Below are 13,373 nucleotides of genomic sequence, written 5' to 3'. Positions count from 1 at the left end.
TCGTGGATCAGGAGCTTTCATGCCACGGGTACGCCTGGACGTCGCCTACGACGGCACCGACTTCTCCGGCTGGGCGGTGCAGCCTACCCGCCGTACCGTCGCGGGGGTGCTGCTGGAGGCCCTGGGCCGGCTCTTCGGGGCGGACACGGCGTTCGGCATGGTCGTCGCCGGGCGGACGGACGCGGGCGTGCACGCGACCGGGCAGGTGTGTCACATCGAGCTGCCGGCCGACGCGTGGGAGACGACCGCGCCGACGCTGCTGCGGCGGCTCGCGGCGCTGCTCCCCGGCGACGTGCGGGTGCACGCGGCCACCGAGGTGCCGGACACGTTCGACGCGCGGTTCTCGGCCACGTTCCGGCGCTACCACTACCGGGTCACGGACGCGGTGCACGGCGCCGAGCCGCTGCGCCGTCACGACACGCTCGCCTGGCCGCGCAGGCTCGACCCGGCGCTGCTGAACGCGGCCGCGGCCGGGCTGGTCGGCGAGCACGACTTCGCCGCGTTCTGCCGTCGCAAGGACAACGCCACCACGGTACGGGCGATCAACCGGCTGGAGTGGGATCGCGACGCCGACGGGGTGCTGGTCGCGACCGTGCAGGCGGACGCGTTCTGCCAGGCCATGGTGCGCAGCCTGGTCGGCGCGATGCTGCACGTCGGCGACGGGCGCCGGCCGCCGGAGTGGCCGGGCTCGCTGCTGCGGCTCACCGCACGGTCCAGCGAGGTAACGGTCGCACCGGCGCATGGGCTGACGCTGGTCGCGGTCGGCTACCCGGCCGCGGACGAGTTCGCGGCGCGGGCCGAGGCCACCCGGCGGATCCGTACGCTCAGTTCTTAGCCGGCTGGGTGGCGCGCTTCTCCAGCACGCCGTTGCGCAGGTGCAGCTCGACCATGTCGTAGAGGATCTGCCGGGCCTTCGGATCACCGTCAATGATCTTCTCGCCGTCCGCGCGGGCGATCACGCAGTACGCCAGGTAATGACCGCGGATGTTCCAGCCGACCTGCGCGGACGACTCCTCCACCACCTCGGTGCCGGCGCCCGCGTTCATCCCGGCGAACCGGCCCCTCTGGCCGTCGACCATGCCCTTGATCTGCTCGTGCGCCCACTTCGCGCCGGTCTCGTCCTCCAGGTTGAAGACGCCCGCGGTGACCAGGTAGCCGGAGTCGGGCGAGCGCATCGTGCCGCGGACCACCTGGTTGCAGCCCAGGTCCTTCAGCAGCTGCGGAATCTCGCCGGACGCGGCCTTGCCGCAGTCGTCGAGCTGCTCCGTCTTCAGCACCGTGTACGGCGGTTCCTGCGGCGTGATCGCGATGGTGGCGGCGGGGAAGACCTCGTTCGTGCTCAGCGGCTCGCCGTCGACGCCGCGCGAGCTGATGTCGCGTGCCTCCGCGGTCGCCTGCGCGTTCCCGCCGGACGCGCGGGCGTCCCGGCCGCTCTGCTCGTCCGCCAGGATGAAGAACGAACTCAGACCGCACACGGCCACCAGCACCAGTACGGCGAGCGCGCCGACCAGGACCTGCCAGGGCTTGCGCGGCTCCGGTGCGGGTTTCTTGTCGTCCGCCGGCTTCTTGTCGTTCTCGGGCGGCGTCGGCGTGATCCGGGCGACCGTGCTCGGCGGGCGGGTGGCGAGGGAGGTCCCGGAGACGTCGGACGCGGATTCCAGGCGGTGACCGCCGGAGTCCGCGGGGTCCTGGCCGGCGTCCTGGGCCGGTCGGTAGATGCCGGAGCTGTCGGAACTCAGCCGGATGGCCTTGGACGTGTCGTGCCGGTAGTGCGGACCGGAGGCCTCCGGGTGCTGGACCGGGTCCCGTGGCTTGTCGAAGCGGCCGCTCCGGCGCGGGCCGGCGGCGGTGTGGTCCTGACCCCGGACGGCGGGTGCACGGCCGGGTAGCGGGGCTTGGCCGGGCAGTTGCGCTTGGCCGAGTGGCTGGATCTGGCCGTGGGTTGCCCCCTGGGCCGGGGTGGGTCCTTGATCCGGAGCTGCGCCTTGGCCGGGTGGCTGGGCTTGGCGGGGTGGCTGGACTTGTCCGGGGCGCTGGGCCTGGCCGGGCGGCTGGGCCTGGCCGGGCGGCTGGGCCTGGCCCGGTGGCTGGGCGCGGCCGGGGACCGAGGCGCCGCCGCGTGCGGGTGAGACGGGCACGCCGCCGGCGACGGGGGCGGCGGGCGCGCTGCCGGCAGGTGGGACGGTGCCGGGGACCGGCACCCTGGCCGAGCCGGAGAGCGTGGGATTGCCGCCGGACGGGCCCGCGCCGGGTGGCGGGCGGTCCGCCGGAACCCGCGGCGGACGGGCCGAACCCTGAGCCGGATCCTGACCGGCCGGAGGCACCGGCCGCGCGGCACCGGCGACGCCGGGGTGCGATGCGCGTGGTCCGGTGGCGTGCACTCCCGGAGCGCTGGCCTGCGGCGTTCTGCGGCCGTCGTGCGGTGCCACCGGAGCGTCGGTGTGCGGCGTTCGTGGGCCGGCGGCGGGTGTGTCGGCATGTGGCGGGGGCACGGCGGCGCGGGCGGGCTCGTGCGGGACCTGAACCGGGATCCCGGTCCGGCCACGCTGGGGGTCGTCGTGCGGCGCCGCACCGCGGACCTCCGCTCCCGGGGCCGTCGAGGCGCCCCGGGGGCGCACCGCGCCAGGAGCGTTCCGGTCGCCCGGCGATCCGGTGGGGCCGGTCTCGGGCAGGCTGCTCCATGGGCTTCGGCCGCGCCCGGCCGTCACGTCGCCGGACGGGTCGCGGTCACGCGGCTCCCTGTCGGCCGCGAACCGGTCGCGTGGCGCCTGCGCCGACCCGGCCCGCCCCGGTGGCGCCGACCATGCGGGCGGCAGCCCGGCCGGTTGTGGTTCGGCGCCCGGGACGGCGTGTCCCTCGGCGGCCCGGCGTCGCCGGAGGCTGCCGGTGTCGGTGAGGGCCCGGTCGTCGTCCGGTACCGGGCGGCCCGCTGCGGTGCCGCGTTGCCGGATGCTGCCGGTGTCGGTGAGGGCCCGGTCGTCGTCCGGTACCGCGTTGCCCTCGGCGGCCCGGCGTCGCCGGAGGCTGCCCGTGTCGGTGATGGCGCGGTCGTCGTCCGGGGACGGGGGCCGTCGGCCGCTCTCGGGCTCGGGGACGGCCCGGCGGCCCGCAGCGGCCTCGGGAAGCGCATGAGAGCCACTCATGCCCGCCTCGTGCGCTTCTCGCGCGCCTGACGCGGCCGGCGGGTCGAGCCTCGCGCGACGCCCGGCCGGCTGGCCGGGCGCGGCGGTGGCGGCCGGATCGAGCGTCGCGCGGCGGCCGGTCGGCTGGCCGGGTGCGGCGGCGGTGGCTGGACCGGGTTGTGTCGTGCGGCGGCCGGTCGGCTGTTCCGGTGGGGTGACCGCGGCCGGGTCGAACCGATGTCCGCCGGAGCGTTCCGCCGCGCCGCCGGAGGGCTCGTCGGCTGCTCGTCGGCGCCCACCGGTCGCCTCGGCTGAGGCGATACCCGCCTGCGGCTCGGCCGTTCGCTCCGGCTGGGCGGGAAGCCGCCAGGATCCGGAACTTTCCGCTCCCTCGACCGCACGCCGTCGCCCGCCTGCGGCAGGGGTTCCCGCCGGTCCGGCCTCGATGCGGAACCCGCCGGAGCTTTCGCCGTCGGCACGCCGCCGCCCACCCGGTTCGTCGGTCGCGGCATGGCGCCGCCCAGCCGTCCCGTCGCCGGCGGCGGGTGAGCCGCCGGTGGCCGGCGGCTCCGGCGCCAGCTCCGGCGCCGCGCGACGGCCGCGCGGCGCGGGGTGTTCGGCGGGCTCGGGCGCCGCACGTCGTCCGGCCGGAGGCGCGGACCACGCCGTGCCCTCCGCCGCCGCCCGGCGTCCGGCCGGGTTGCCGCCCGGCGCGGCCTGGCGCAGCGGGTCGGGCGGCTCCTCGGCGACGCGGTGGCCCGGCATCGCGAGATCGTCGACCCGGGCTCGGCGACCAGCGGAAACCGGTTCGTCCAGGGCCGCCCGGCGACCGGTGGGAGCAGGTTCGCCCGGGGCCGCGCGTCGTCCGGTCGAATGTTCCCCGGTAGTGCGGCGGATCAGCGCCGCCGCATCGTCCTCGGTGGGGTGGGGATCACCGAACACGGCGCCCGGCCGCCCCGGTTCGACAGGACCGGTGCCCTCAGGCGCGGCACGCCACCCGGTCGGCGCATCCGGCGCAGCCCGACGCCCGGCGGTTGCCGGGCTCGTGGTCCCCGCCAGGTCGGTTGCGGTGTCTGGGCTGCTGAGCGCGCCAGCCGCCGCCCGGCGCCCGGGGGCGGGCACCACAGGACCTGCCGGGGTTGTCATGCCTGCCGCAGCCCGGCCGCCGCCGGCCGTTTTCGCGGGCGTCGCCGGTCCGGGTGCTGCCCGGCGGCCGGTGGCGGGTGCCGCCGGATCCGTCATGCCCGCCGCGGCCCGGCCACCGCCGGCCGGGTTCGCGGGCGCCGACGGGTCAGGTGCTGCCCAGCGGCCGGGGGCCGTGGGTGCCGGGTTGGCCGTGGCCGGTGTGGCGCGGCCGCCGGGGGCCGGGGCGGACGGGTCCGGCGTGGCTGGTGTGGTGTGGCGGTGGCCGGCCGGTGGCTCTGGAGCGCGCCGGCGGCCGCCGGAAGCGGTGGAGTCGGCGCGGCTGCGGCGGGGCGGGGTGGTGCGGTCGGTGTCCCAGAGCATGACGTCGGGGCCCGGCACTTCGAGGGCGGGCCAGGCGCCGCTGGGTGGGGTGGCGGTGCGGCGTGAGCGCGGTTCGTGTTCTGCGGCTGGGCGACCGTCGTCCGCTTCGCCGTGCTGCCCGTACGCCATGTCGCACAGGGTAATGGACATCCTGGCCGGTTCGCCTCTATCCACATAGCGCGCGAGTCGACAGATTAGACATTTTGCTTGTTCCGGGCGTTGGAACCCCGGTTCTGCGGCGTGCGGGCGGGGAGGAAGAATGCGGGGCGTGACCGCCGAGCACTACTTCAGCGCTGAACCGGCTGCCCCCGCAGGGCGGCACGAGGTGTCGTTCACCGTTCAGGGACGGGACTACGTGCTCGTCGCGGCCCGTGGCGTCTTCTCGGCGGCGCGTCTCGACCCTGGTACGGCCGTTCTGCTCAAAAAGGCAAACCTCCCCGAACCGGGAGTTAAGGGATCCTTCCTCGATCTCGGGTGTGGCTTCGGCCCGATCACGGCCGTACTGGCGACCGAGGCGCCGGCCGCGACCGTCCATGCGGTGGACGTCAACGCGCGTGCCCGCGAGCTCACCGCGGAGAACGCGGAGCGGCTGGGTGCCGCGCGCCGCGTCGTGGTGAACGCGCCGGACGACGTACCCGCTGATGTGGTCTTCGATCAGATCTGGAGCAATCCGCCGATCCGGATCGGTAAGGCGGAGCTGCACGACCTGCTCGACCGCTGGCTGCCGCGGCTCGCGCCGGACGGCGTCGCGTGGCTGGTCATCGCGCGGCACCTCGGCGGCGACTCGCTGCACCAGTGGCTGACCGACCGCGGTTGGGCCGTCGAGCGGCACGCCAGCCAGAAGGGGTACCGGGTCCTGCGGGTCAGTCGCCCCTGACGCGGAAAAGGGCTGGTCGGCGGGGCACCGGATCGGCCATCATCCGGCCGTGGGATATGTGGACGTGGCCGGAGCGGGGCATACGCTGGCGGACGGGCGGGTGCTGTTCGAGGACGTCTCGTTCCGCGTCGGCGAGGGCGCCAAGATCGCGCTGGTCGGGCCGAACGGCGCCGGTAAGACGACGTTGCTGCGCATGATCGCCGGCGATCTGGCCGTGCAGCAGGGCAGCATCGCGCGGGTCGGTGGCCTGGGAGTGATGCGGCAGTTCATCGGCATGATCGCGGACGAGACCACGCTCGGCGGCCTCGCGCTGTCGCTCTCCCCGCCCGCGCTGCGCGACGCCGGTGCGCGGCTGACCGCGGCCGAGGCCGCGATGCACCGGGCGGAGAGCGAGAAGACCCAGATGGGGTACGCGTCCGCGCTCGCCGCCTGGGGCGAGGCCGGCGGGTACGACGCGGAGGTCACGTTCGACACCGCCAGCGTCGCCGCGCTCAAGCTCCCGTGGGACCGCGTCCGCGACCGGCCGGTGGCCACGCTCTCCGGCGGCCAGCAGAAGCGGTTCGCACTGGAGCTGTTGCTCCGCGGCACCGACGAGGTGCTGCTGCTGGACGAGCCGGACAACTTCCTGGACGTGCCCGGCAAGCGCTGGCTGGAGGCGCGGCTGCGCGAGTCCGGCAAGTCCGTGCTCTACGTGTCGCACGACCGGGAGCTGCTCGCCCAGACCGCGGACCGGGTGGTGGCGGTCGAGGGCGGCGGCGCGTGGACGCACCCGGGCGGGTTCGCCAGCTGGCACGCCGCGCGCGGCGCCCGGCACGAGCGGATGGAGGAGGCACGCCGGCGCTGGGACGAGGAGCACGTCAAGCTGCGCGAACTGGTCCTCACGCTGAAGAACAAGGCCGCGTTCAACGACGGGCTGGCGTCGCGCTACCAGGCCGCGCAGACCCGGCTGCGCAAGTTTGAGGAGGCCGGGGCACCGCCGCTGCCGCCGAAGGACCAGGAGATCGCGATGCGGCTCGGCGGTGGGCGCACCGGCAAGCGGGCGATCGTCTGCGAGCAGCTGGAGATGGACGGGCTGACGTACCCGTTCGATCTGGAGGTCTGGTACGGCGACCGGGTGGCCGTGCTCGGCGCGAACGGCACCGGGAAGTCGCACTTCCTGCGCCTGCTCGCGCGCGGCGGCACCGACCCTGAGCCGGACGCCGAACCGATCTCCGGCGTGGTCCTGGAGCCGGTACCGCACGACGGCGTGGCCCGGCTCGGCGCGCGCGTGCGCCCCGGTCACTTCTCGCAGACGCACGACCGGCCCGAGCTGCGCGACCGTACGCTGGTCGAGATCCTCTGGCGCGGCGACGAGCACCGCTTCGGGCTGGACCGGCACGGCGCGATGCGGGTGCTGAACCGGTACGAGCTGGCAGCGCAGGGCGACCAGGTCTTCGGCACGCTCTCCGGCGGTCAGCAGGCACGGTTCCTGGTGCTGCTGCTGGAGCTGTCCGGCGCCACGCTGTTGCTGCTCGACGAGCCGACCGACAATCTCGACCTGGCCTCGGCCGAGGCACTGGAGGAGGGCTTGAAGGCCTTCGACGGTACGGTCCTGGCCGTCACCCACGACCGCTGGTTCACCCGGTCGTTCGACCGGTTCGTGCTCTTCCAGGGTGACGGCGAGGTCGTCGAGACGCCGGAGCCGGTCTGGGACGTGGCCTGACCGGACACTCCGGAGCGGGCGCCCGCGCGCGCGATCATGGACCAGCGCGCGCGGTGAGACAAGGTCAATGAGCGCTGTGTCACGGGGCTTTACGTCTGCGTAATCGTCGGCGTATGGTCGGCCACGAACACAACAACCCCACGGGAGTCCGGTGCACCGGGCTGAGAGGGGGGCTGTGCAGCCCCCGACCGTCGAACCTGATCCGGATCATGCCGGCGCAGGGAGGATGTGGACGATGTGGACGCGACCCTAGGACGACTGCATCTCATCACCGACGCACGCCCCGGCCGGGACCCGGTCGGCACCGTGCGGGCCGCGCTGGCGGCACACGCGGCGGCCGGGGACGCGGTCCGGGCCGCCACCGGGCCGCTCGTCGTGCAGGTGCGCGTCGAGGACGACGCCACCGACCTGGACGCCTACCAGCTGGCGGTACGGGTGCGCGAGCTGTGCGCCGCGGCCGGCGCGACCTGCCTGATCAACGACCGGCTGCACGTGGCGCTCGCGGTGGGCGCGGACGGCGGGCACGTGGGCGCGCTGGACCTTCCGGTCGCGGCGGCGCGGCGGGTGCTCGGGCCGGGCGCGATCCTCGGCGCCACCGCGCGGACCTCCGGCGTAGGACGGGCCGCGATCGCGGGCGGCGCGTCCTATCTAGGCGTGGGGCCCTGCTACGCGACCAGCACGAAGGACGGGCTGCCGTCGCCGCTCGGGCCGGCCGGGCTGGCCGCGGTCACCGGCGCGGTGCCGGTGCCGGTGGTCGCGATCGCGGGCGTCACCGCGGCCCGGGTGGCGGAGCTGCTCGCGGCCGGCGCACACGGCGTGGCGGTGGTCGGCGCGGTCAGCGGCGCCGCCGATCCCGGGCGCGCGGTGAGTGAGCTGCTGCGGGAACTGGCCCGCGCGGCGGTCGACCACGATCAGCGCGATCGGGACCAGCACGGCCGGGATCGGCAGGACGACGCCGAGCCGGCCCGGGGAGGTGTGCGGTGACCACCCATCGGCGTTCCGGCCGGGCCGAGATCGGCATCGTGGGCGGCGGCCCCATCGGACTGTCGATCGCCTGGTCCTGCGCCCGGCGCGGATTCGACGTCGCGGTCTACGACGACGCCACGCCGGCGGTGGACGGCCACGCCGGGCCGGTGGCGGCCGGTGCCCGGGACACGCCGTGGACCGGCCGGGATCACGTACCGGCGGCGGCCGGCGGCGGGCGGGCGGCGGTCGGCGGGGTGCACGGGGCCTGGGAGGTGGCGGCCGGGATGCTGGCGCCGATCGGCGAGGCCTACTTCGGCGAGACCGAACTGACCGCGCTGCTGGTCGACTCGGCCGCGCGCTGGCCCGCCTTCGCCGCGGAGCTGGCGGCCGCCGCCGGGACCGGCGTCGGATACCGCTCCGAGGGCACGCTCGCGGTGGCACTGACCGCGGACGACCTGGCCGCCGCGACGCGCCTCATCACGTACCAGCGGGATCTGGGTCTTGCCGTCGAGCCGCTGACGCCGTCGGCGATGCGTGCCCACGAGCCGGTGCTGAGCCCGCGGGTGCGCGGCGGCGCGCTGATCTCCGGTGATCACCAGGTGGACCCGCGCCGGATGACCGCGGCGCTGCGGATCGCGGCCGCGCGTGCCGGCGTGCGGTTCGTTCGACGGCGGGTCGCGGACGTGTCCGAGGTGTACGCCGACCGGGTGGTGGTCGCGGCCGGATGCGGTACGGCGGCGCTGACCGGCCTGCCGGTGCGGCCGGTGCGCGGCGAGGTGCTGCGGCTGCGCGCACCGCACCGGGAGCCCGGCTTCACGCACGTGATCAGGGGGTACGCGGACGGCCGCGAGGTCTACCTGGTGCCGCGGCGGGACGGCGAGGTGGTGGTCGGCGCGACCGCGCACGAACGGGCGGACGACGACGTGACCGCGGGCGCGGTGCTGGAGCTGCTCCGCGCGGCGGCCGGCCTGATCCCGGAGATCGAGGAGTACGCGCTGGTCGAGGCGCAGTCCGGCGCGCGACCGGGTTCGCCGGACAACCGGCCGGTCCTCGGGCACTGGACCGCGGGGAGTCGCGAGGTCGTGGTGGCGGCCGGTCACTACCGGCACGGGATCCTGCTGACCCCGGTCACCGCGGATCTGATCACGACGTTGCTGCTGGACGGCACGGCGCCACCGGACGCGTTCGCGGCGGCGCGATTCGCGGACCGGCGGCGTGACTCACGGAACGGAGGACGGCGTGCGCGTGACGGTGAACGGTGACGAGCGCGACCTGACGGGCACGGTCGCGGACGCGGTGGCGGAGTTGACCGGCGCGCATCGGGGCGTGGCGGTCGCGGTCAACGGTGAGGTGGTGCCACGCGGGCGGTGGGCGGAGACGCCGCTGTCCGACGGGGACCGCATCGAGGTGCTCAGCGCGGCACAGGGCGGGTGAGGAGATGGACGATCTGATCATCGGCGGCGAGCGATTCGGCTCGCGGCTGATCCTGGGAACCGGCGGCGCGGCGAACCTGGACGTGCTGGAACGGGCGATCAAGGCGTCCGGCACCGAGATGGTGACGGTCGCACTACGCCGGATAAATGCGCAGAAATCATCGGACGGGCTGCTGGACGTGGTGGGCCGGACCGGCGTGCGGCTGCTGCCGAACACGGCCGGCTGCCGGACCGCGGCGGAAGCGGTGAAGCTGGCGCACCTGGCCCGCGAGGCGTTCGGCACCGCGTGGATCAAGCTGGAGGTGATCGGCGACGAGCGCACGCTGCTGCCGGACGGCGTCGAGCTGGTGCCGGCCGCGGAACGCCTGGTCGCGGACGGGTTCACGGTCCTGCCGTACACGAACGACGATCCGATCCTGGCCCGTCGCCTCGCGGACGCCGGCTGTGCCGCGGTGATGCCGGCCGGCTCGCCGATCGGCTCCGGCCTCGGCATCGGCAACCCGCACCACCTGCGGCTGCTGCGCCAGGCCGTGGACGTGCCGGTGATCCTGGACGCCGGCGTCGGCACCGCGTCGGACGCGGCGCTGGCGATGGAGCTCGGCTGCGACGCGGTGCTGCTGGCCACGGCCGTGACCCGGGCGGAGGACCCGGAGCGGATGGCGACCGCGATGCGCCTCGCGGTCGAGGCCGGTTTCCTGGCCGCGCACGCCGGCCGCATCCCGCGGCGCTTCCACGCGCTCGCGTCCACGCCGGACGAGGGGCGGCCGGACCTGTGAACCTCATCGTGGTGACGGACCGGGCGCAGGCGTCGCACGGCCTGACCGCGACGATCGAAGCGGCGGTCGACGGCGGCGCACGCTGCGTGCTGCTCCGCGAGAAGGACCTGCCCGCCGCCAGCAGACGGGGGTTGGCCGACGAGCTGCGGGCTATCCTGGCGCCGGCCGGCGGGCGGCTGATCGTGGCCGGGCCGGACCCGCTCGGCGGTGACGCGGTGCACCTCAGCGCATCTGATCCCGTCCCGCCGGCCGGGTTGCCGCTGGTCGGGCGCTCCTGCCACGACGAGGCCGAGCTGGCGCGGCTGACCACCGAGGACTACGTCACGATCTCGCCGGTCTTCCGGACCAGATCCAAGCCGGCGTACGACCGGGCGCTGGGCCTGTCCGGACTGCGCGCGCTCGCCGGCCGTACCGTGGCGAAGGTTTTTGCCCTCGGCGGGATCGAGACCCGCGCGGCCGCGCGGGCCTGTGTGGCGGCGGGCGCGGCCGGTGTGGCCGTGATGGGTGCCGTGATGCGCGCGCCCGATCCCGCGGCGCTGGTCGCCGAGCTGGTGACGGCATGAGTACGCCGCCGGTCGCGCTGACCGTCGCGGGCTCCGACTCGGGCGCGGGCGCGGGCATCCAGGCGGACCTGAAGGTGTTCGCGGCGCAGCACGTCTACGGCACGTCGGCGATCACCGCGATCACGGCGCAGAACACGCGCGGCGTCGCGGACGTGCACCCGCTGCCCGCGGCGGTGGTCGGCACGCAGATCGACGCGGTGCTGGACGACATGCCGGTCGCGGCCGTCAAGATCGGGATGCTGGGCGGCGCCGACGTGGCGGACGAGGTGGCCGCGCGGGCCCGCGACGGGCTGCTGCCCAACCTGGTGCTGGACCCGGTGCTGTACGCCACGTCCGGCCATCGGCTCGGCGCGCTCGCGGTGGTCGAGCGGGTGCTGCCGTACGCGCTGCTGGTCACGCCGAACCGGGACGAGGCCGCCGCGCTGGCGGGTACGCCGGTGGAGACGGTCGCGGAGATGGCCGCGGCCGCGCGCGTGATCGCCGACAGCGGCGCGCGGTGCGTGGTGGTGACCGGCGGCGAGGAGGACGGCGACGCGGTCGACGTGCTCTGGACCGGCGAGGAGGTGCGCCTGCTGCGCTCGCCGTGGGTGCCTACCGACAACGACCACGGCACCGGCTGCACGTTCTCCGCCGCGGTCGCGGCCCGGCTCGCGCACGGCGACGACCTGTTCGCCGCGCTGGAGACCGCCAAACGATATGTGGCCGCGGCCCTGGCCGGGGCGCGGCTGTGGAAGGTGGGCGGCGGCCGAGGACCGCTGGACCACTTCTCTTTCTAGATCTCTTCTCACGGAGGTGTGTGGTGACTTCTGTCCGCCGTAAGTCCTATGTGGACGGTGTCCGGCCGGGCGTCCGGGTGCCGTTCGCCGAGGTCGACCTGACCGACGGCAGCGAGCCGGTGCGGCTCTACGACACGTCCGGGCCGGGCAGCGACCCCGCCGCCGGGCTGCCGCCGCTGCGCGGGCCGTGGATCGCCGAGCGCGGCGACGTGGCCCCGGTGCGCGGACCCGGCACCCCGCTCGCGGGTGAGCGGCCGACCCAGCTCGCGTACGCCCGCGCCGGGGTGATCACGCCGGAGATGGAGTTCGTGGCGATCCGCGAGGGCGTCGCGCCGGAGCTGGTCCGGGACGAGATCGCGGCCGGGCGCGCGGTGCTGCCGGCCAACGTCAACCACCCGGAGATCGAGCCGATGATCATCGGGAAGGCGTTCCTGGTGAAGGTCAACGCGAACATCGGCACGTCCGCGGTCAGCTCCTCGATCGCGGAGGAGGTGGAGAAGATGAGCTGGGCGACGCGCTGGGGCGCGGACACGGTGATGGACCTGTCCACCGGCAAACGCATCCACGAGACGCGCGAGGCGATCGTCCGGAACTCGCCGGTGCCGATCGGCACCGTCCCGCTCTACCAGGCGCTGGAGAAGGTGAACGGTGACCCGGCCGCGCTGAGCTGGGAGATCTTCCGGGACACCGTGATCGAGCAGGCCGAGCAGGGCGTGGACTACATGACCGTGCACGCCGGGGTGCGGCTGGCGTACGTACCGCTCGCGGTGAACCGGGTGACCGGCATCGTCTCCCGCGGCGGGTCGATCATGGCGGCCTGGTGCCTGGCACACCACGAGGAGAACTTCCTCTACACGCACTTCGCGGAGTTGTGCGCCATCCTGGCGCGCTACGACGTGACGTTCTCGCTCGGGGACGGGCTGCGGCCGGGGTCGATCGCGGACGCGAACGACGAGGCGCAGTTCGCGGAGCTGCGCACGCTCGGCGAACTGACCCGGATCGCCTGGGAGTACGACGTCCAGGTGATGATCGAGGGCCCGGGCCACGTGCCGATGCACAAGATCAAGGAGAACGTGGATCTGCAGCAGGAGCTGTGCCACGAGGCGCCGTTCTACACGCTCGGGCCGCTGACCACGGACATCGCGCCGGCGTACGACCACATCACGTCCGCGATCGGCGCCGCGATGATCGGCATGTTCGGCACGGCGATGCTCTGCTATGTCACGCCCAAGGAACACCTCGGGCTGCCGGACCGGGACGACGTGAAAGCGGGCGTGATCGCGTACAAGATCGCGGCGCACGCGGCGGACCTGGCCAAGGGGCATCCGGGCGCGCAGGCGTGGGACGACGCGCTGTCCAAGGCACGGTTCGAGTTCCGCTGGGAGGACCAGTTCAACCTGTCGCTCGACCCGGAGACGGCCCGGTCGTACCACGACGCGACGCTCCCCGCCGCACCCGCGAAGACCGCGCACTTCTGCTCGATGTGCGGCCCGAAGTTCTGCAGCATGAAGATCAGCCAAGAGCTGCGCGGGTACGCGGAGCGGGGCATGCACGAGAAGAGCGAGGAGTTCCTCGCCTCGGGTGGCCGGGTGTACCTGCCGCTGACGTCCTGACCGGACGGGGGTCCCGGGTGCGGGACCCCCCGTTCGCAC

10 protein-coding genes, 1 pseudogene and 1 riboswitch are annotated in these 13,373 nt (G+C 74.8%); of the genes and pseudogenes, 10 read left to right on the top strand and 1 reads right to left on the bottom strand.

Annotation, left to right across the window (positions count from 1 at the left end; genetic code table 11):
- Positions 1-19 precede the first annotated feature (19 nt).
- Entirely contained in the window at positions 20-835 is an 816-nt protein-coding gene (gene truA, locus J2S42_RS18990) for a tRNA pseudouridine(38-40) synthase TruA (RefSeq protein WP_307241020.1), read from the top strand.
- On the opposite strand, the gene J2S42_RS18985 is transcribed toward truA, so the two are convergent.
- Complete coding sequence (locus J2S42_RS18985) at positions 825-3,887, bottom strand: hypothetical protein (RefSeq protein WP_307241017.1); 3,063 nt, start codon at positions 3,885-3,887, stop codon at positions 825-827. The two genes, truA and J2S42_RS18985, sit on opposite strands and share 11 nt — an antisense overlap.
- 1,009 nt (positions 3,888-4,896) lie before the next feature.
- On the opposite strand from J2S42_RS18985, the gene J2S42_RS18980 reads away from it, so the two are divergent.
- From J2S42_RS18980 to thiC, 9 genes and pseudogenes are all read left to right on the top strand, one after another.
- The gene (locus J2S42_RS18980; protein ID WP_307241016.1) at positions 4,897-5,505 is read left to right on the top strand and encodes a class I SAM-dependent methyltransferase; all 609 of its coding nucleotides are present in this window, start codon (positions 4,897-4,899) and stop codon (positions 5,503-5,505) included.
- Positions 5,506-5,554: 49 nt separating this feature from the next.
- Positions 5,555-7,207 (top strand): ABC-F family ATP-binding cassette domain-containing protein, encoded by a 1,653-nt coding sequence (locus J2S42_RS18975; RefSeq protein ID WP_307241014.1) that lies wholly within the window; start codon positions 5,555-5,557, stop codon positions 7,205-7,207.
- Between the two features lie 130 nt (positions 7,208-7,337).
- A riboswitch (TPP riboswitch) is annotated at positions 7,338-7,449 on the top strand.
- Positions 7,445-8,095 (top strand): annotated as a pseudogene (locus J2S42_RS18970) (thiamine phosphate synthase); the annotation flags it as partial. Its footprint overlaps the riboswitch before it by 5 nt.
- A 92-nt stretch (positions 8,096-8,187) precedes the next feature.
- Positions 8,188-9,435 carry a glycine oxidase ThiO gene (gene thiO / locus J2S42_RS18965; protein WP_307241012.1) on the top strand — a complete coding sequence of 416 codons (1,248 nt, stop codon included), beginning with the start codon at positions 8,188-8,190 and terminating at the stop codon, positions 9,433-9,435.
- Positions 9,413-9,607 (top strand): sulfur carrier protein ThiS, encoded by a 195-nt coding sequence (gene thiS / locus J2S42_RS18960; protein WP_307241010.1) that lies wholly within the window; start codon positions 9,413-9,415, stop codon positions 9,605-9,607. The genes thiO and thiS overlap by 23 nt, the downstream gene beginning before the upstream one ends.
- A 4-nt stretch (positions 9,608-9,611) precedes the next feature.
- On the top strand, positions 9,612-10,382 hold the full coding sequence (locus J2S42_RS18955; RefSeq protein WP_307241008.1) for a thiazole synthase: 771 nt from the start codon (positions 9,612-9,614) through the stop codon (positions 10,380-10,382).
- The gene (locus tag J2S42_RS18950; protein WP_307241006.1) at positions 10,379-10,945 is read left to right on the top strand and encodes a thiamine phosphate synthase; all 567 of its coding nucleotides are present in this window, start codon (positions 10,379-10,381) and stop codon (positions 10,943-10,945) included. Before J2S42_RS18955 ends, J2S42_RS18950 begins: the two co-directional genes overlap by 4 nt.
- Positions 10,942-11,721: a bifunctional hydroxymethylpyrimidine kinase/phosphomethylpyrimidine kinase gene (gene thiD, locus J2S42_RS18945; RefSeq protein ID WP_307241004.1), complete on the top strand. Its 780-nt coding sequence runs from the start codon at positions 10,942-10,944 to the stop codon at positions 11,719-11,721. The genes J2S42_RS18950 and thiD overlap by 4 nt, the downstream gene beginning before the upstream one ends.
- Before the next feature lie 23 nt (positions 11,722-11,744).
- Positions 11,745-13,334 (top strand): phosphomethylpyrimidine synthase ThiC, encoded by a 1,590-nt coding sequence (gene thiC, locus J2S42_RS18940; RefSeq protein ID WP_307241002.1) that lies wholly within the window; start codon positions 11,745-11,747, stop codon positions 13,332-13,334.
- The last annotated feature ends 39 nt before the right edge of the window (positions 13,335-13,373 follow it).

The organism is Catenuloplanes indicus (genome assembly GCF_030813715.1).
GTDB classification, from domain to species: Bacteria; Actinomycetota; Actinomycetes; order Mycobacteriales; family Micromonosporaceae; genus Catenuloplanes; species Catenuloplanes indicus.
The sequence above is the reverse complement of the archived record's forward strand: the minus strand, read 5'-3'. Positions and strand labels throughout refer to the sequence as shown.

Excerpts from the sequence above, each read along its gene's own strand:
- J2S42_RS18955 (WP_307241008.1), top strand. The coding sequence starts at position 9,612 with ATGGACGATCTGATCATCGGCGGCGAGCGATTCGGCTCGCGGCTGATC.
- J2S42_RS18985 (WP_307241017.1), bottom strand. The coding sequence starts at position 3,887 with ATGCCGGGCCACCGCGTCGCCGAGGAGCCGCCCGACCCGCTGCGCCAG.
- truA (WP_307241020.1), top strand. The coding sequence starts at position 20 with ATGCCACGGGTACGCCTGGACGTCGCCTACGACGGCACCGACTTCTCC.
- thiD (WP_307241004.1), top strand. The coding sequence starts at position 10,942 with ATGAGTACGCCGCCGGTCGCGCTGACCGTCGCGGGCTCCGACTCGGGC.